Origin of the sequence: Streptomyces laculatispora (assembly GCF_017353455.1) — a bacterium.
GTDB classification, from domain to species: Bacteria; Actinomycetota; Actinomycetes; order Streptomycetales; family Streptomycetaceae; genus Streptomyces; species Streptomyces laculatispora.
In genome coordinates this window covers 22,106-38,434 of sequence record NZ_JAFMPZ010000498.1, presented here as the reverse complement: position 1 = coordinate 38,434, position 16,329 = coordinate 22,106, and the positions used below count along the sequence as shown (strand labels likewise).

Sequence of the window (16,329 nt, the reverse complement as noted above, 5' to 3'; positions counted from 1 at the left end):
CGCCGACCCCGGCCGGGGTCGCGGCCGCGCTGCGGGCGCAGGGGCGACTCCTGGGGGACGCCGAAGTGCTGTGCGCCGCAGATGAGCTGCGTGGCGAGTTGATCGGGACCGGCGTGCTGGAGCCGCTCCTCGCGGATCCGGCGGTCACCGATGTCCTGGTGTCCGCGCCCGACCGGGTGTGGGTGGACCGGGGCCGCGGACTCGAACTCACCGGGGTGACCTTCGCCGATGCGGCGGCGGTGCGCAGGCTCGCGCAGCGGCTCGCCGCCGTGGCGGGGCGGCGGCTGGACGATGCCAGGCCCTGGGTGGACGCGCGGCTTCCGGACGGGACCCGGATGCACGCCGTGCTGCCACCGGTGTCGGTCGGATCGACCTGCCTGTCGTTGCGGGTGGTCCGGCCCAAGGCCTTCTCGCTGGGCGAGCTGGTTGCGGCGGGGACCGTACCCCCAGGTGGTGACCGGGTGCTGCGGGCGCTGGTGGAGGCCCGGGTCTCCTACCTCATCAGTGGAGGAACGGGGGCCGGAAACCCGGAACCTCGGCTGCGACACCTCTACCTATGGGCGCTCAAAATCGAGCGAGCGACGCCCTCGTCTAGGTCTCTGACCTGCACGTTTGCCGTCCGATTTGGCCGCGAAGCCAGGCGTGCGCCGTGGCCTTCGAATGCAAGGTTGCGGACGAAGTGGACGCGAAAGAGCCCCGACCGCGCGAGGTCGGGGCTCGGACCCGGCCGTACCCCGGCCGCCGCCGGCCTCGGGTACGGGCGGGAGATCAGCGGGCGGGCTGCTCCTGCGGCCACTCGGCGCCCGGCTGGTCCCATGACTGCCGGGCGTACCAGTCGTAGTGGTTGCCGTCGTGGCCCCGGTTCAGCACGCAGCGTCCGGCGGCATCAGGGTTCTGGTCCCAGCAGTACCCGGAGATGGATGTGGTTACGGGCATCACTGTCCCTCCTTCGGTGCGGCAACGAGGCGGCAGCGCGCGACCTCTTCGTACTCGGTGTGCCTGGTCCGGCCGGCATGCTTCAGGGCCCAGAGGTCCGGGTCGATGTGGGAGCGGGACGGCTCGGACTCCTCGCCGCAGTCCGGTTCGAGGCATCGGACCTGGATGACGGTCTGCGGTGCCTCGCCGCGGGGAGCGCCGATCGTCCACTCCACGAACCGCATCACCGACCGGGGGCCCATCGGCGGGTCTCCCGCCAGGCGCGGCCGAGCCGTGTGGCGGTCAGGCACGGAGCGCCGGAGCGGCATGCGGCGCAGGCCAGGGTGTGGCCGAGCCACGTTCGGTACGCGGCCTCGTGTTTCGTCAGTGTGATCACGGCCGGGGTCCGCTCCTCGGGCAGGTGCGGCAGGAGCGCGGGAACCACTGGACTTCCGAGCCGTGCGCGCTGGTGCGGCGGGGACCGAGGTCTACGGCGGTGCAGGTGTCCAGGGTCGCGGAGCAGAAGACGCAGGCCGCACCGCGCTGCTGCCGGTCAGAGAGCGACGCAACAGGTGGCAACTGGCGTGCCTCGATCGTCATGCGGGCACCCCTGCCCGGATCATGCTCAGCGCCGGACCTGCGAGCAGGGCGATCAGACGGTCGCGCAGCGCTTCGGCCTCGATGCGGGAGAGCACGAGCGGCACCTCGGCCTGCAACTCGTCGAGGTCGTACAGGGCGACAGGCACCCGTACCTCGCCGGTCATGGAGTCGCCGATCGGTGCGGCGGCCTGCTGTGGTGACGCGTGCCAGGTCATGACGGACATAGGAGAGCCCCCTACGACTGCGGTTGACGGGCCGTCACCGTAGAGGGCTGCGAGGTGGGACAGGGGGACAGTCTGTCCCCCTGTCCCAGACTGTCCCCCTACCCTGTAGCCACGCCGACCGCTGCAGCCAGCAAACTGGCCTCGCCACGGAGCGCACGCGGCGCGGTGCGCCACAGATCAGCAGCCACCGTCCGGGCGGACGGGGTGAACGCAACGGTCTCGGCCCCGATCTCGTGCGCCAGATTCATCACGTGAAGGGCTGCGGTCCGGTCGCCGCGCTGGAGGTGACCACGGGCGACCTCCACCCATAGACGGGCCCTACGCTCTCGCGACGGCATGACGTCGGGGTCGATGTCGTCCGCCGCGCTGAGCGCCTTACCTGCCTTCCGTAGGTCCACGCCGACGGACACGGCGTGGAAGTCCACGTTGGCCCGGCCGAACACGGTCGACGGGTGGACGTAGCTGGCGGGCAGACTCTTCGCGACTTGGTCACCCTTCCCCCAGTACCGCCAGGCGTCGCCCTCACGTCCTTCCCGGGCGGCCGTCACCGCAGCGTGCAGCTGCAGCGCGCCGTAGATTCCACGCCAGTCATCGGGTGCCCCTTCCAGATGCGGCCGGATCAGATCGGCCGCTTCCATCACCACCCGCAGCGATTCCTCCGGGTAGGAGGTTTCACGCAGGATGTTGCCCATGTTCCAGGCGCTGGCCGCTATGGCGGCTGGCTGGTCCGCATCCTGGGCTGCAGACAGGGCCCGGTCAGCGACTACCCAGGCCAGCTCAGCCGGAGCTACGTAGGCGGTGGCCTGTCCGGTGAGGCGGTAGATGTCGGAGAGCGCGACGAGAGCGGTCCGGCGCTGCTCGCCAGTGAGTGAGCGGGTGGCCGTTTCCGCGTCCCGGATCAACGACGGCAGGAGCGCCCCCACTTCGGTTCGGTTCTTCGCCGAGGTGTGCCACAACCGCCACGTCTGGTCTGCCCTGCCCTGGAGGATGGCCGGGTCCACCGGGCCAGATGCCGGGGCGGTGAGGCTCCGCGTCATCACTGCTGACCAGATGTCGGGCATGACCGGGTGGGAGAGGCGGCCGAGTGGCACCGGCTGGGCGGTGCCGGCGGAGCTGCCCGTAATGACGGACAGATCGGAGACCTGTAGCGCGGCGGCGAGTTGGAGCAGCAGCGTGTGCGAGCGGAGTTCGCGCTCTCCGGTCTCGATCTTCTTCAGCCAGTCCGGGCCCCGGCCGCAGAGTTCGGCCAGGACTGGGCGGGACATGCCGCGGGACTCGCGTAGGACACGGATTCGTTCGCCGGTACTGAGGTCTGATGCGGGGTGGTCCATGGTGCCCCTCCGTCTGGCTGTCGTGTCGCCAGAGTACGGCCGGGTGGTGTCCAGGGGGGAGGGTGCAGCGCTCCAGAGCGCACGAAAGCGCCCCCCGCCCCGGCCGAAGCCGGGACAGGGGGCGTGCGGTTCAAACTGTCGGGAGCGCCGACCCGACGGCCAGCTTGTCGGCGAGCCAGTCGAGCCCTCTCGGTGTGAGGAAGGTCTGCTCCACCCACTGGTGGCGCGCCTCCACCATCTTCACTTCTGCGCGCCCCGCCTTGATGTGCGCCTCGTAGGGGAGGCGTGGATTCTGCACCTGCAGGAAGTGCAGGTCGTCCTCCCGGAGGCGGTCCATGAACTTGGTCCGCCCGAGCCCTCCGGTTGCCGACCTGAGTGCCTTTGCCGCAGTACCCATGTCGATCAGGCCGTCGCTATTGCAGAAGGCTTCCCACTTGCCAGCCTTCGGGGCAGCAACCGCAAGCTCCTTCTTGGTGGCGACGAGCTCAGTGGCGGCAGCAAGGTAGTTCTGAGCAAGCGCCAGGTGGGCCTCGGGGCTGTCGGGGACGGCTGGAGCCGCGGTGGCGAGCTCGGCCTCCCGGGTCTTAACCGCGAAGTACGTTTTCGCAGCGGCGACCTCCGGCTTCCGACCGTCGCCAGCGAGGGTGACGTGATAGGCGCCGAAGCGGGTAAGACGGTAGTCGACGACTGACTGCTTTCCCCATCTGCCGCCAGCGATCGTTTTCGCAGCACCGCGAAAGTGATCAAGCGGGTCGAGTCCGGCCGCAGAGATCGTCTCCTTGGCTCTCACGACGACGTCATCGAACCGTTCCCATCGCTCGTACCCCATGAGAATCTGGAGGTCGCGAGCAGACCAGCGCTCCTCGCCGTTGTGGTCCAGGAGCATGATTCCGTCGAACGGGCTGCCCTCAGACTTGCCATCTGAGGCTGACACGATAGTGTCGTTGGTGAAACTCAAGGGCTGACTCCTTGCAGTTCAAGCTTCGGCGGACCGCAGATCCGCACGATTAGCTGTTCCTTGGCCGCCTCCGAAGTCGGAGGCGGCCTTGTGTCGTTCAGGTTACGCCAACGGGCTGACGGAGAGTTAAGTTCCCGTCTGACACTGGGTGCCATCCAGCGGGCTGGCCTAAATGGAGCCCAAGGTCACACATCCTGTGGAGTGTCACTGGATGCCAGCGAATGCGTATTCGAGTCCGGTCCATCCCAAATGTGCGTGACCCATGTCACTTGATGCGAATCCGTCCTCGTTCCTCTGGCTAGTTATGGGGCGCAACGGGCCAGATGTGACGCCCGGACCTGTAACGGATTGGCAAAAGCGCAGAGAAGCGCCCCCGCCGCCGGCCGAAGCCGGAGGCGGGGGCGTTGTTTAGGGCCGCCAGGGGGTGAGGTCGAGTTCTGCCGGAGGGTCCGGTGGCGGGCCGGCCGGGGTCGACGGCCCCACCACCCGAGCCCAGCGGAGCAGGTCCAGGAGGTAGCCGCCCTGCATCCTGCGTTGCACCCGCTCTTCCTTCAGCTCACGGTCGAGCCGCTCCGTGATGGCCGTGAAGTCGCTGCGCCGGTTCGTCGCTCGGGACTGCGTCCACCCAAGGAGCCCGACCACCAACGCCACCCCGGTTGCCGCGAGTGCGCCTACGTCCACGTGCTGCGCCCCTTCCTCATGTGCGCGGGCAACGGATCATCCATGCCCGCCACCAACACCACAGCTACGGCGATCGCCACCCAGATGCACGCCGACCCCGACGCGGTGGGCGTATCGGAGATCGCCAACGTGAAAGCGGCCGCCCACAGCCCGGCCAGGGCGGCGAGCGCCGCATACCCGGCGGCCTGGACCCGCGGGCAGCTCACCGCCAGGCCGGCCACGATCCCGACCGCCCCGGCTGCTACCCACAGCCAGCCGAGGACGGTCATCGGCACCCACCGGGTGATGTCGCCGAGCAGGGCGGTGGTGCCCTGGCGGGGGTTGATCAGGATGCCGAGCGCCCCGTACCCGACCCAGCCCGCGCCGAGGGTGACCAGGACACCGCGGCGGCGAGAAATACCCCGGGCCGCCGCCCGCATCACACGCCCTTGGCGAGCGAGGCCGAGTTGGTGACGTCACGCCACCGCGCGACCAGCCCCTTCACCAGCGACACCGCAGCAGCGACACCACCGACCGCCGCCGCCTGCCACATGCTCACGTCGAACGGCTGGGTGAGGACGAGGCCGCCGACGAACGCCTGCAGAAACGTCGACACGACGCGCTCGGCCAGGTCCCGGGCGTAGGTGCTCGCGGTTTTCAGGACGGTGTCCGAGGTGGGGAGGTAGTCCGTCATGGGTCAGCCCTTCTTCACGAGCGCGGCGACGGCCTTGGTGAGGGCGGCCACCTCGGTGCGCAGCGCGGCCACGTCCCGGGAGATGCCGGTGATGTAGCCGTACACGTCCGGGATGTGCTTCCCGTCCTTCTTCACCTGCGCCGCGTCCTGCTTGGCGTTGCGGTACCGCAGTACGTCAATGGGGTCCATGTCGTCCTCCTGGGTCGGGGTGGCACCATTCGCGCGCGCGACGATGCCGGGGAACACCTGCTCCTTGAACTGCTTCACCCGGGCGTCGCCGGGACAGGCCGTGCCGGACGGCGACCAGTCGGCGTGCAGTCGGTGGTACCCGAACCCGGGGTCGGCGCCGGTGCGGCAGATCCGCAGCGGGATGTCGTGCATCTGGTGCAGCCACACACCGAGACGGATGAGCTGTTCGATCTGCTCGTCCGTCCACGGGTCGGTGCCTTTGGTGTTCGACGCGGTTTCGCAGGACACGGCGCCAGTTCCGTCGGGCCGGCGGTTCGCGTTGTAGTTCGCGTCCGCTCGCGTCTGCGTCCCGATGAACTGGCCGAGGTCGCCCTCGTATCCGAGGCCGAAGTGGGACTCCAGGTTGGTGCTGTCCCGCCAGTATTCGAAGACGCGCTTCGCCGTCCAGGGGGCGATGATCGAGTGGACGATGAACTGCGTCGGCCGGATGGCGGGTTGACTGTCGCTCTCCGGTTGCAGCTCCCACTTCGTGGCGGCCGGGTACCAGGCCATTCGTGTCTCCAGACATGACGAAGCCCCGGACCAGACGGCGCGGGGCGGGTGGTTGGGGGTCAGGCGACGCGCTTGATCCGCAGGGTGGACCCGGCCCGCACCTGCGTGTCGGACACGTTGATCGTGTTCTGCGCGAACGTCACCCGGAGCGTGCCGGCGGTGCTGCCGGTGGTCAGGACCCCGCGGGCATCCGTGCACACCGCGGTACCGGCGCCACCACCCAGACCTGCCGAATCTCCGAGGTTGCGCTGCTGGAAATTCGACTCGGACGCGGTCGCGGTGGTCGTCGCGGAGGTGGCCGGGCCCTGCACACCCCATGTGAACGTAGACCCGGCGGGAGCTGTCCAGCCGATCGCGATATCCCCAGCGATGGCCGAGCTGTGGACCAGCCAGGCCGTGACGTCGTACACGGCCCCGGCCTCCACGGGCAGGAACAGTTCGTCATCAGGGACCAGGACGATGCTGTTGTTGACGGTCTGCGTCGTGCCCTTCACGACGATGTTCGGAATCATGGACGACAGCAGGGCCGCGGTAAGCCGCTGCCCTGCCAAGATCGGGGGGTACGTAGCCACAGGCTCCTCCTACAGGGCGGCAATGGTCGGGGTGGCAAGTCGCACATCAGCACCGGCGGACTGCGGCTTGACGATGCCGTTGACGGACCGGGTCACCGTGAACGTCTGGCTGGTGCCGAGGGTGGTGAAGTCCCCCCAGCTCGTCATGACGGGCAGCGCGTTGGTGTTCGTGGTGGAGAGGATGCCGCGCATCCCGACCGACCCTGCTGCGGTGAGAGAGGTGTCGGTGGTCTCCAGCTGCCAGCCCGGGGGCTCGGCGGTCCCGTCCTGCCAGACGTTCGCCCGGAGCGTCGTCCCCACGAGCTGTATCCGTACCCGGAAGCGGCGCCCGACAGCGTGAGTGAGGCCCGTTGTGTACTGCACCAGCAGCGTCTCGGTGCCCGCGACGCGCTTTCGCAGGGTCAGGATCACCGTCTGCGTCGTCGAGAACTCCAGCCTGGCCATGTAGCAGTTGTTGACGTCGGCCACGCGGGCCGCGAGCGCGGGGAAATGGCTTCCCCCAGTGGCGAGCTGGTCCGTGGCGACTGATGCGGTGACGTCGATATCGGCTGACGGTGCCGGAAGCGTCGCCCACCTGCTGACGTTGACGCTGCCCAGGCCCATCAGGCCGCGGCCCAGGTAGGCCGCCCGGACGGCGGATGCGTACCGGTAGAACGCCTCCGTCCTGGCCCCGGAATCGCGTATCGCGCGGGTGTTCGCCCCTGGGAAGAAGCTATCCCGCAGGGCTCGGGACATCTCCAGCTGCACGCCGGCGCCGGACGACGTCCGGTTGCAGATGTTGAGCGGGTCGGTCCCGGCGATCTCGCTCGGCGCGGTGGTCACGGCGAACCCGGCGCGGGTCAGCGCGGCGGTGACCCGCGCTACCAGTTCGGCGTCCAGGCCGCCGATCGCGGTCTCCGGGACACCGTCCGTCCCCACGTAACCGTGGAAGGACAGGCACCGCCGGACACTGGCAACGAGAGCCCGGCCCATCGGCTCGTCGAAGACGGTCGAGGTGATGTGCAGGTCCACATTTCCGGACGCCTTGAGCCCGGCGAACTCGTAGTAGGCCATGGTCGTGCCGGTGCGTGAGACCTGGCGGGCCATCTCGCCGGACCCGCCCTCGATACCGCCGCCGTGGATGGCAATGGCCGCCCACGTCGCCCCTGCCGGGGTCACCGCGGTGCGGGAGTAGGCGACGCCCTCCACCTCGACGGCGGCGAGGGCGGCGTAGTTGGCGTACAGATCCGCCATGGGTCAGCCCCCTTGTACGGAGTAGTCGGAGCTGGACCCGCCCGTGGTGGTCCAGGCCTGCCCGGATGTTGCCGTGCCCCACCCGCCGGTCACGGACCGGTCGAAGCGATCACCCGCCGCCCCGGTCACATCGGTCACGGTCACGACCTCACCGCCCACTCTCACGTCGAACGGCAGCTGCGCCGGGTCACTGACCCATATCGGGCCGGTCGTGGTCGCCACCGACAGGGTGGGCGCCGTGGACGTAGCCGCGGCGGCCAGCGACGACCCGGCGGTGTCCGCGCGGGACAGCACCGGGTCCTCTACGACGCCCACCTGCCACGGCAGGGCGGGCGCACAGTTGAACGTGAGGGACCACTCGAACTGGTCGAGCACCTCGGTGTACCCGCGGATGTGCTGGTCGATGCTGCCAGGTGGCAGCCAGGGCGGCGGATGGGCGATGGTGAGCCGGTCCCCGATATCGAGGCCGAGGACATTCTCGATGAGGTGCGGTGCGGCATGCAGCCACACGCTGATCGTCGGGTACCGGGCCTCGTCGACTGTGCCGAGGTGGACCCGCCATCCGGCGATCCGCTCCGGCTGTATGTCGTCGTACAGCGAGAGCGTCACCGATTCGTCATACGGTCCGACCCCGGCCGGCGGCGGGGACACTGACAGCGGCCCGTCCCTCTGGATGACCCGGCCGGACGTCCCGCCGGAGCGGGTGACCGTGACGTCGTTGCGGAGTTTCTGATCGTCCTCGGTCGGCTCCAGCGGAGGCGGCACCTCCCCCCTGGCGGTGTAGTCGAGGGCCAGGCGCACCGGCTGGTTGTACAGCGAGGCCCGGTCCCGGTACATCAGGGCGGCCCGGTCCAGTCGCTCGTACAGGATTCCCCCGTCGGTGTCCTCGGCCTCGGACAGCAGATCAAGGAGCGTGTTCGGGCGCTGCGGCCCCATGCGCTCCGACAGGGTCGACGTGTCGCCGTCGAGCCAGGACAGATCGAGCTGGTTCGCCTCCTCGGTGGCGAGGCGGCGCATCCGGTTCAGCGACGTCTCGCCGGTGAATCCGTCGTCCGCTCCCTCGAAGATCGTGGATGTGGGCGGGCTCCCCGCTACGCCTGTGCCTGGGGTGGCTGACACAGCGATGTGCCCGATGGCCATGCCCTCGGTGTTCGCGCCCCAGTTCCCGGCCAGCGTGGTCACGCGTCCTTGCGTGGAGGTGAGGGTCGTGACGACGTAGGAGCGGACGTTGGATGAGACGTTGCGCCACGTAGCCTGCACCCGCGTCTGTCCGCCGCCGGCGTCCCCGGTGTAGATCGAGAGCCGGTTCCACACGCCGACGAAGTCAGCGAGCGCGTCCGCGTTGGTGTAGAGCGCGAATGAGATGACAGCGCCCTCGACGTCGAGGGTCTCCAGGCGGATGCCTGATGTGGAGGCGTACAGGACGACGCTCCGCATGGTGGCGTTGGTGGTGGACACCCGCATGATCTCGGTCTGTGCGACCGGCATCGTCGGAAGGTAGTAGACGAACTCGACCTGCCACCCCATCGTCGTGGTGCCGGGCACGCGGGCCGACAAGCTGGCCGGGTTCTTGAGCTTCGGCAAGGGCGAGGACCCGCTCAGAGAATCGTCAGCAGCGAAGTCCAGGCCGCCGACGGTCATCGGGGTGACGTTGGGCAGGGGCGAGTACGCGGCCCGTGCGTCCCGCTCGTCCTCCATGGGCCAGTACGCCAGCATCCCCGGGCCCGACGGAATACGGCGCCGCAGCGTGGAATCGAGGGCCTTCTTGCCCTGGCCCATTCTGCGGAGAATCCCGGACGCCTCGATCGAGACCCAGACGTCGGCTCCGGAGACGTCCCAGCGGGGCGGCCACGCACTGGTCTCGCCGACAAAGCGGTACTGCCGATTGCTGATTCCGGCAGTACCAGTCAGGGACCAGACCCTGCCGGCCGAGTCGGTGAACCCGGTGATCCCTGGCGCTTTGGTCCGGAAGTCGGGGCTGGCCACAGCGGTGCCGTCGATGCCCGAGCGGACCTCGGCCCGGTGAACCCGGCCGAGCGGTGGTAGCACGCCGGTTGCGGCGAGCGGCGCGACCTCGAGCGGGGCCGTGCCCGCGTAGATGCTCGTGACCCCGGCCACTGAGACCGGGGACCCGATGGCCGTCCATGGGCCACTGAGGGACTCGGCCCAGTACATGGCGCAGGTGAACCCGCCGGCCCCGTTGTTCACGTCGAGGGTGACGCGCAGGGCTGCCCGCCGTGGCAGCGTCGGCAGGAGCTGGCTGACGAACAGGGTCACAGTCCCGGCCGTCGACCAGTTGAGCGACAGCTTCCCGTCTTCGAGCCGGAGCAGGTAGCTGCGCTGGGCGGCGGCAGAGTTCCACTTGCCGACGAGCCCCTGCGACCCTGCGGCGTACCAGTCCGCCGTCGCCTCGACCCGGATATCGATGTCCCCGACGATGTCGAGAGCAGCCGTGTCCGGGGTCGTGGCCACCCCGGCCATGGTCCCGTCGAGGGCGAGGTACGACTCGGAGCCGGGCACGGACACCCGCAACGGCGTGTTGCGGCCGATCAGCCCGAAGTACGGCGACAGCGGGTTCCTCGAGGAGTACTTCCCTTCCCGGTTGTTGAGGGTCAGGGAGCAGGTGGACGGCTCCGTACTGCTCGCCTCGTCCGCCGTACCTCGGCTGATCGTGATCGGGTCCCGGGTGTACGTGTCCGCGGTGACGTCGACCCAGGCGCCGCCCACCTGGATCTCCGTCCGCACGTCCAACGGGGTCGTTGGAAACACCATCAGCTACCCCTTTCCTGTGCCGAATGCGAGCTGGACACTGCCTCGGCCGTCCTTGCGGACGATGCCGCGCAGGAGCCTCTTCATCTCCTCCGGCCCGGCCACCTCGATCCGAACGGTGGTGGAGTTCGACCCGGTCATCAGGGGCGCTGCCTGGACCGGGCTCATCTGCCGGGCAACGGCCTGAGTGCCGGCGGCCGGGGGCGGCTGCACCACGGCTGCCATCGCCCGGTCGAGCTGGGCCTGACCGTCGGCCATGCCCTGCATGATCCCGGCGGGCACCATCGAGCCGACCTCGTCCGCGAAGACACGGCTGGGACTGTGGATGCCGAGGGCCTTCTTGATCGCCTTCGCCATCGCGGTGGCGATCGACGTCATCTGCTTTTCGATCTGCTTCTGCTGGGACTTGAGGCCCTTCACCAGGCCGTTCGCTGCCTGAATGCCCGCCCCGTACATGGCGGTTCCAGCAGTGTTCCCGGCCTGGGTGGCGGCGGTGACCAGCTGCCCCTGCATCGCGTTGATCTGGCTGATCTGCGACTTCGACGCGGTGGCCAGAGCGGTTGCGGATGCGGTGCCCTGCTCGACTCCGGCCTGCGCGATCTGCGCGATCAGGTCGGATCGCACACCCTTCTTCCGGAGCGTGGCCAGCGTGGCCGCGAACTGTTTCGCCTGCTGCATCTTGGTGCTGAGCGTTGCCAGGATCGACGACGCGCTGACCGGGCCGTCGGCCGCACCGGAGGTGATGTTCGCCCCGTCCAGCACACCCTTCTTCACGTCGGCGGCCAGCTTGTCGCGGGCCTTGATCTGATCGCCCAGCGCCTTCGTCGCCGTTTTGATCTTGGCCGCTACCTGCACCTCCTTGTTGGCCAAGGACTGAAGAGCTTTCGACCCGGCGCTGATCTTGGCCAGGGCCTTGCTGCGGTTCTTGCCCGGCTTCAGCCCGTCCCGGACGATGTCCGCGAGCTTCGTCGCGGCGCTACGGACCTGCTTCGCTGATCCGGTGAGGCCGTTGACGAGACCGCGGGCGATCCACCGCCCCTGTGCTGTTGTGACCTTCGACGGGCTGGCGATGCCCAAGGCTTTCGCGATCGGGCCGGGGATCATCGCCTTCGCCCAGCCGATCAGCTTGCTCTTGATCCAGCCGCCCATGGCGGAGATGCCGCTCCACAGGCCCTGGACGACGTTGCGCCCCTTCTCCAGCAGCAGGGACCCCAGGTTGCCGAGCGCGGATCGGATCTTGCCCGGCAGCGTGTGGACGAACCCCGCGAGCTGCACGATCTTGACCGCGACACCAAACTTGATCTGGTCCCAGTGCCGCAGAAAGACGGACACCAGATTCCACTTGGCGAAGAACCCGATGATGGCTGCGCCGACACCCTTGATCTTTCCCCAGACCCAGCCCCAGACGGCCGACGTCACCGATTTGATCTTTCCCCAGTTCGCAACGATCGCGACGACCAGGGCGATGACCGCGGCGATGACCCATCCGACCGGGCCCATCGCGATCAGCCACTGAGCAGCCATCACCGCAGCCCACGCCACCGCCCGCGCGGCCATGAGCACGAACTGCACGGCTGCCGTAATCCCGGCCCTGACCACAGCGGCGATCCATGTGCCCATGGACACGAGCGCGCTGCCCAGCCACGCCGCCCCGGTAGTTGCGGCGGACACCACTGCAGTCGCTGCGATCCGGGCGTAGGCCATCACGCCGGCCGCCATCATCCGGGTCCAGTTCCCCATGACCGTCCACGTCGACGCGGACAGGACCGCGTTCGCTGCGGTCACAACAGCGGAGACGGCGGAGTACGCCATCATCGCGCCGCGCACCACCATGACCACCGCAGCCAGCCCGGCCAGGGTGTAGGTGAGCGGGACGAACACCTGCTGGTTCTTCATCGCGAAGCTGATGAACGTGCCGCTGACGGCGGCCAGTTTCTGGACCGACTGCCGCTTGAACCTCTCCAGCGCCGCCGCCGGGGTGTCGCCCACTGTCTTCGCCATCCGCTCAGCGGCACCGCTGACGTTCCCCATCCCCGCTGCGGCCTTCGCCGAGGCCGGGTCGAGGGCGAAGAGTGCATTTCCCATCACGGTGCCCGGGTCGCCGAACAGGGCTGTGGCCGCGTTCAGCTTGGTCTGCTCGTTCTTCGTTCCGCGCAAGGCGTCCAGGGTCATGCCCAGCGCCTGCTCAGCGGTCTCGCCACCCTGGCCGATCATCTTGGCCATCTGGGAGGAGCTCAGCCCGATGCTCTGGAATGCGGCCTCGACTGGCTTCCCGCCGGCCAGGGCAAGTTCGCCGAACTGGCCGATGGCGTCGGCAACCTGGTCGGCGTCGCGGGCTCCGTTTTGCAGACCTTGGCTGATGAGGCCTGTTGCGGTCTGGCCGTCCAGACCGATCCGGCGGAACTGGGTGCTGTACTCGTTGAACGTTTCGAGAAGGTCGCCAGCCTTGTCGGCGTTGCTGCCCAATCCCACGGCCAGGATGTCGAGGGCTTCGTCTGCGTTGTCCGCCAGCCCGGTTTTGATCATCTGGCCCACCGCCGCAGCCGTGCCCCCGAGGTCCTGATCGAAGGTCTGCGACAGGGCCATGACCTTCGTGGTCACACCCTCCAACCCACCCTCCGCCTGGGAGGTGTCGCCGATCTGCTGGTAGACGCCCTTGATCGCTTCGGACACATCCGCTGTGCTCTCGCCCCACGCGTTCCCGTACACGCTGGCCGAGACCTTCGCGAGGTCGGCGGCCTCGGCCGGCCCGACGCCCAGCTGCGCGGTGAGCTTGGCGTTCGCGGCTTCCATGTCGAGGTTCGCCGCGACCCCGACACCGAGGGCCACGCCGATGCCCGCGCCGATCGTTGCGGACGCCTTGGTGAACCGGTCGCCCATCCGGTCCACGACGGCCGACGCCCGGTCACGGGCCACCAGGTTGAACACCAGGGACGTATCCGACATGGCTCACCTCTTCAGTTGTTGGCGGCCTCGTCGGTGGCCCGCTTGTATTCGTCCAACCAGGCGAGCGCGGCATCCGCCTCGTCCACGGTCATCAGGGCCCACTCCCACGGCCGGATCCCCAGGAGATGGGCCGCGTTGCCGACCTGGGCTAGTCGGCGATCGGCAGCAGCGCTTTTCCCGTGGCCTCCGTGTCGTCGAAGGCGTCGTCCATGCTCTTGTCGATCATGGCGAGGGACGTGGCCAGCTCGTCACCGTGCTGCGACTCCAGCACGTTCTTCCGCATCTGCTCCCACTCCTGGCGGGAGTACTCCAACGTCAGCTCGTCCCACGCGAAGTCGACGTCCTCGAACTTGGTCTTGGGGTGCTCGCGCCGCAGGTAGGTGAACAGCAGCGCGCGCCGGCACAGGCTGTTCCCCTGAAGGACGTCGGTGGTGAACGTGGCGAAGTTCCGGCCGGTGCGGCGCTCCAGGTCCTCGCGCTCCACAGACATCAGCTTGCGCGGGTCGTACCTCCACCGGGTCGGCTCCGGCTGGCCCTCGGGCTGGTAGACGAGGAACATGTGGCTCTCTCTTCTTCATCGGGCCCGCGACGCCAGCCGCCGGGCCATGCTTTCCATCGCTTCGTGGACCGCAGCCTGATAGGCCGCGGCGTCGTTCTCGAATGCCTCGTCGAACCACTGACGCTTCCCGACCTGGGTGCGCCACGGTTCGTGTCCGTAGGTGAGGGTCCGCCACCCGCCATTACGCCGGTTCGTGCGCTTCGGCGCGTTCGCGAACCCGCGCAGCCCGGGGGTCTTGAACGCCTTCACGCGGGCGCCGGTCCAGCGGCCACCGAGCTTGACCTCGGGGCGGATCTTCTTCGCGATCGTGGACCGGAGACCGGCACCCATCCCGGTGCCGGCCGACGGCATCGCCATGATCGACGACTTGGCCTGGGCGGCACCGGGGCGCAGCGCGTCGCGCATGTTCTTCGCGAGCTCCTTGCGGAGCGCCTTGCCGTCTTCTTCGCGGCGGATTGCCCGGACCAGGGCATCGAGCCCCTCGTGCGTGACCCGGAGATCGAACGGCGGGCCACCTGAGGCCATCAGGCGACCGCGCGGGCCACGGCTCCCGAGGTCGGGTAGCCGACGGACACCGACGCCTCGTCACCCACAGAGCCCTCGATCGGGTTCCATCCGTTGATCAGGATGCTGCCGGTCCACTCAGGGTTGGACGCGCCCTTGACCGCGTTGTCGAGGCGGACGACGAACGGAACGACCGTGCCGAGCAGCGGCCACATGATCGAGTCGATCTTCGTCGCGGCAACGTCCTGAAGGAACTCCAGCGACAGTTCGCCGCTCTTGAGCCCGCCCAGGACTTCCTTCCACCCGAGGGACGCGTAGGTGGTGACCTCCTTGTCCTCCACCTCCACGGTCAGCTCAACCTTGCGGGTGTACGAGGAAAGATCGGTTCCGCCGATGCTGACGAACGATGCCAGCAGGACCATCTTGGCCATGAGTGATCACCTGATTCCGAGAGAGACAGCGAACATGAAGCTGGGCGTGGTGCCGGTGATGGTCCAGGCGACGCGGTAGTAGGTGTCAGCGACGGCCGTACCGTCGCCGCGCAGGATCTGCCCGCCCGGCGCGGTGGCCGCGCTGAACGTGGCGCGGGTCGTCGGCGTGGAGATCGTGGCGTCACCTGACTCGATCCGCGCTGTGATGGACGGCGTAGTGCCGGCCACCGACAGGACATGCAGCGCGGCATACAGGCGCTTCCCCGCAGGGATGACTCCGAGCTGCACTGGGGTGCCCGTGCCGGTAACGGTGCGGGCCAGGCCGGGCGGATGAGCGATCTGCCCACGCACCAGCGGCCAGGACGACTTGACGGTGCCGGTCCACGGGGCGACCTCGCCCACGGCGTCGCCCACGTTGTAGTCGGCCCGCATCCCCGAGGTGATGTAGGCCAGGGCGCCGACGGTGGAACCGGTCGGGCAGACGGTGTACGGGCCGATCCCGCCGAGCGCGGACCAGGACGCGTCATCGACCTTCGACGGGTCCCCGGCCTCCCACTGGCCCTCGGCGGAAATCTCGGCCGAGCCGAGCCCGCCGATGACCTCCTTCCACCCGGCCGAGAGGTAGTTGGTGGTCTCCTTGTCCTCGATCTCCGAGGACAGCTCGATCTTGCTGGAGGCGCCGGACAGGTCGGCGCCCGGGGCGAACAGGCGCGCGTCAAGCAGCACAAACTTGGCCACGACTACCCCTCTCCGATGATCTTGATGATGAATTCGGCACCCACGTACTGGGTGCCCTGGTGCTCGTACCAGCGGTATCCCTGCATCCGCATCACGTGCAGGTCGTGCGCCAGGCCGCCCAGGGCGTCGCCCCCAGGAGCCCCGCGCGCGGCCTCGATCGCCTGTTTCAGCGAGGAGGGTCCGGACCCGTCCAGCAGGCCATCGAGGATGAGCTGAGCGCTCTTGTCATCGGCGCGGCTGACAAGCACCCGACAGGTGAGCTCCACCTCGTCGAGGGCCCGGCTCATCGCCTTGTCGTAGTCGGTGGAGTACTCGCCGCAGAAGAAGTGCGGGGCGGTCACGGCGTCCGGCACATAGCCGGTGCACGTCAGCGCTCCGATGCCCTCGGGCAGAACGACCGCGCGGGCGGCGTCCGCGATGGCCTCGCGTACAGCGGACATCTGCATAGCGCCCC

At 68.7% G+C, this 16,329-nt stretch carries 18 protein-coding genes and 1 pseudogene; 1 reads left to right on the top strand and 18 read right to left on the bottom strand.

Features of this window, described 5'->3' with window-relative positions; translation table 11 throughout:
• A pseudogene (locus tag J1C73_RS25545) lies at window positions 1–524 on the top strand (ATPase, T2SS/T4P/T4SS family); the annotation flags it as partial.
• A 244-nt stretch (window positions 525–768) separates the two neighbouring features.
• Here the strand turns inward: J1C73_RS25545 and J1C73_RS25540 are convergent.
• The 18 genes from J1C73_RS25540 to J1C73_RS25455 all read right to left on the bottom strand — a co-directional run bounded on the left by J1C73_RS25540 (window position 769) and on the right by J1C73_RS25455 (window position 16,315).
• Window positions 769–936, bottom strand: a complete 168-nt coding sequence (locus J1C73_RS25540) for a hypothetical protein (protein WP_207318456.1) — start codon at window positions 934–936, stop codon at window positions 769–771.
• The gene (locus J1C73_RS25535) at window positions 936–1,178 is read right to left on the bottom strand and encodes a DUF7848 domain-containing protein (RefSeq protein ID WP_207318455.1); all 243 of its coding nucleotides are present in this window, start codon (window positions 1,176–1,178) and stop codon (window positions 936–938) included. The genes J1C73_RS25540 and J1C73_RS25535 overlap by 1 nt, the downstream gene beginning before the upstream one ends.
• 333 nt (window positions 1,179–1,511) lie before the next feature.
• Complete coding sequence (locus J1C73_RS25530) at window positions 1,512–1,730, bottom strand: hypothetical protein (RefSeq protein ID WP_207318454.1); 219 nt, start codon at window positions 1,728–1,730, stop codon at window positions 1,512–1,514.
• A gap of 107 nt (window positions 1,731–1,837) precedes the next feature.
• A complete protein-coding gene (locus J1C73_RS25525) occupies window positions 1,838–3,070 on the bottom strand; it encodes a helix-turn-helix domain-containing protein (protein ID WP_207318450.1) in 1,233 nt (410 codons plus the stop codon).
• Window positions 3,071–3,200: 130 nt separating this feature from the next.
• The gene (locus J1C73_RS25520; protein WP_207318449.1) at window positions 3,201–4,028 is read right to left on the bottom strand and encodes a phage antirepressor KilAC domain-containing protein; all 828 of its coding nucleotides are present in this window, start codon (window positions 4,026–4,028) and stop codon (window positions 3,201–3,203) included.
• A gap of 408 nt (window positions 4,029–4,436) precedes the next feature.
• Window positions 4,437–4,709, bottom strand: a complete 273-nt coding sequence (locus tag J1C73_RS25515) for a hypothetical protein (RefSeq protein WP_207318448.1) — start codon at window positions 4,707–4,709, stop codon at window positions 4,437–4,439.
• Window positions 4,700–5,128, bottom strand: a complete 429-nt coding sequence (locus J1C73_RS25510; protein ID WP_207318447.1) for a hypothetical protein — start codon at window positions 5,126–5,128, stop codon at window positions 4,700–4,702. The genes J1C73_RS25515 and J1C73_RS25510 overlap by 10 nt, the downstream gene beginning before the upstream one ends.
• On the bottom strand, window positions 5,128–5,382 hold the full coding sequence (locus J1C73_RS25505) for a holin (RefSeq protein ID WP_207318446.1): 255 nt from the start codon (window positions 5,380–5,382) through the stop codon (window positions 5,128–5,130). Before J1C73_RS25505 ends, J1C73_RS25510 begins: the two co-directional genes overlap by 1 nt.
• 3 nt (window positions 5,383–5,385) lie before the next feature.
• Window positions 5,386–6,123 (bottom strand): peptidoglycan recognition protein family protein, encoded by a 738-nt coding sequence (locus J1C73_RS25500; RefSeq protein WP_207318445.1) that lies wholly within the window; start codon window positions 6,121–6,123, stop codon window positions 5,386–5,388.
• 59 nt (window positions 6,124–6,182) lie between these two features.
• Entirely contained in the window at window positions 6,183–6,635 is a 453-nt protein-coding gene (locus J1C73_RS25495; protein WP_207318444.1) for a hypothetical protein, read from the bottom strand.
• A gap of 69 nt (window positions 6,636–6,704) precedes the next feature.
• On the bottom strand, window positions 6,705–7,928 hold the full coding sequence (locus J1C73_RS25490; protein ID WP_207318443.1) for a poly-gamma-glutamate hydrolase family protein: 1,224 nt from the start codon (window positions 7,926–7,928) through the stop codon (window positions 6,705–6,707).
• A 3-nt stretch (window positions 7,929–7,931) separates the two neighbouring features.
• Entirely contained in the window at window positions 7,932–10,700 is a 2,769-nt protein-coding gene (locus tag J1C73_RS25485) for a hypothetical protein (RefSeq protein ID WP_207318442.1), read from the bottom strand.
• A 3-nt stretch (window positions 10,701–10,703) separates the two neighbouring features.
• Entirely contained in the window at window positions 10,704–13,577 is a 2,874-nt protein-coding gene (locus J1C73_RS25480) for a phage tail tape measure protein (protein WP_207318441.1), read from the bottom strand.
• Window positions 13,578–13,791: 214 nt separating this feature from the next.
• Entirely contained in the window at window positions 13,792–14,202 is a 411-nt protein-coding gene (locus tag J1C73_RS25475; RefSeq protein ID WP_207318440.1) for a hypothetical protein, read from the bottom strand.
• Between the two features lie 15 nt (window positions 14,203–14,217).
• Complete coding sequence (locus J1C73_RS25470) at window positions 14,218–14,727, bottom strand: hypothetical protein (RefSeq protein WP_207318439.1); 510 nt, start codon at window positions 14,725–14,727, stop codon at window positions 14,218–14,220.
• Window positions 14,727–15,137: a phage tail protein gene (locus J1C73_RS25465; RefSeq protein ID WP_207318438.1), complete on the bottom strand. Its 411-nt coding sequence runs from the start codon at window positions 15,135–15,137 to the stop codon at window positions 14,727–14,729. Before J1C73_RS25465 ends, J1C73_RS25470 begins: the two co-directional genes overlap by 1 nt.
• Window positions 15,138–15,143: 6 nt before the next feature.
• Entirely contained in the window at window positions 15,144–15,875 is a 732-nt protein-coding gene (locus tag J1C73_RS25460; protein WP_207318437.1) for a hypothetical protein, read from the bottom strand.
• A 2-nt stretch (window positions 15,876–15,877) separates the two neighbouring features.
• Window positions 15,878–16,315, bottom strand: coding sequence for a hypothetical protein (locus J1C73_RS25455; protein WP_242644681.1), 438 nt, complete (start codon window positions 16,313–16,315; stop codon window positions 15,878–15,880).
• Window positions 16,316–16,329: the final 14 nt, after the last annotated feature.

Coding starts and splice junctions, on each gene's coding strand:
- J1C73_RS25540 (WP_207318456.1), bottom strand. CDS start 936: ATGCCCGTAACCACATCCATCTCCGGGTACTGCTGGGACCAGAACCCT.
- J1C73_RS25535 (WP_207318455.1), bottom strand. CDS start 1,178: ATGGGCCCCCGGTCGGTGATGCGGTTCGTGGAGTGGACGATCGGCGCT.
- J1C73_RS25530 (WP_207318454.1), bottom strand. CDS start 1,730: ATGACCTGGCACGCGTCACCACAGCAGGCCGCCGCACCGATCGGCGAC.
- J1C73_RS25525 (WP_207318450.1), bottom strand. CDS start 3,070: ATGGACCACCCCGCATCAGACCTCAGTACCGGCGAACGAATCCGTGTC.
- J1C73_RS25510 (WP_207318447.1), bottom strand. CDS start 5,128: ATGCGGGCGGCGGCCCGGGGTATTTCTCGCCGCCGCGGTGTCCTGGTC.
- J1C73_RS25505 (WP_207318446.1), bottom strand. CDS start 5,382: ATGACGGACTACCTCCCCACCTCGGACACCGTCCTGAAAACCGCGAGC.
- J1C73_RS25500 (WP_207318445.1), bottom strand. CDS start 6,123: ATGGCCTGGTACCCGGCCGCCACGAAGTGGGAGCTGCAACCGGAGAGC.
- J1C73_RS25495 (WP_207318444.1), bottom strand. CDS start 6,635: ATGATTCCGAACATCGTCGTGAAGGGCACGACGCAGACCGTCAACAAC.
- J1C73_RS25490 (WP_207318443.1), bottom strand. CDS start 7,928: ATGGCGGATCTGTACGCCAACTACGCCGCCCTCGCCGCCGTCGAGGTG.
- J1C73_RS25485 (WP_207318442.1), bottom strand. CDS start 10,700: ATGGTGTTTCCAACGACCCCGTTGGACGTGCGGACGGAGATCCAGGTG.
- J1C73_RS25480 (WP_207318441.1), bottom strand. CDS start 13,577: ATGGGCGACCGGTTCACCAAGGCGTCCGCAACGATCGGCGCGGGCATC.
- J1C73_RS25475 (WP_207318440.1), bottom strand. CDS start 14,202: ATGTTCCTCGTCTACCAGCCCGAGGGCCAGCCGGAGCCGACCCGGTGG.
- J1C73_RS25470 (WP_207318439.1), bottom strand. CDS start 14,727: ATGGCCTCAGGTGGCCCGCCGTTCGATCTCCGGGTCACGCACGAGGGG.
- J1C73_RS25465 (WP_207318438.1), bottom strand. CDS start 15,137: ATGGCCAAGATGGTCCTGCTGGCATCGTTCGTCAGCATCGGCGGAACC.
- J1C73_RS25455 (WP_242644681.1), bottom strand. CDS start 16,315: ATGTCCGCTGTACGCGAGGCCATCGCGGACGCCGCCCGCGCGGTCGTT.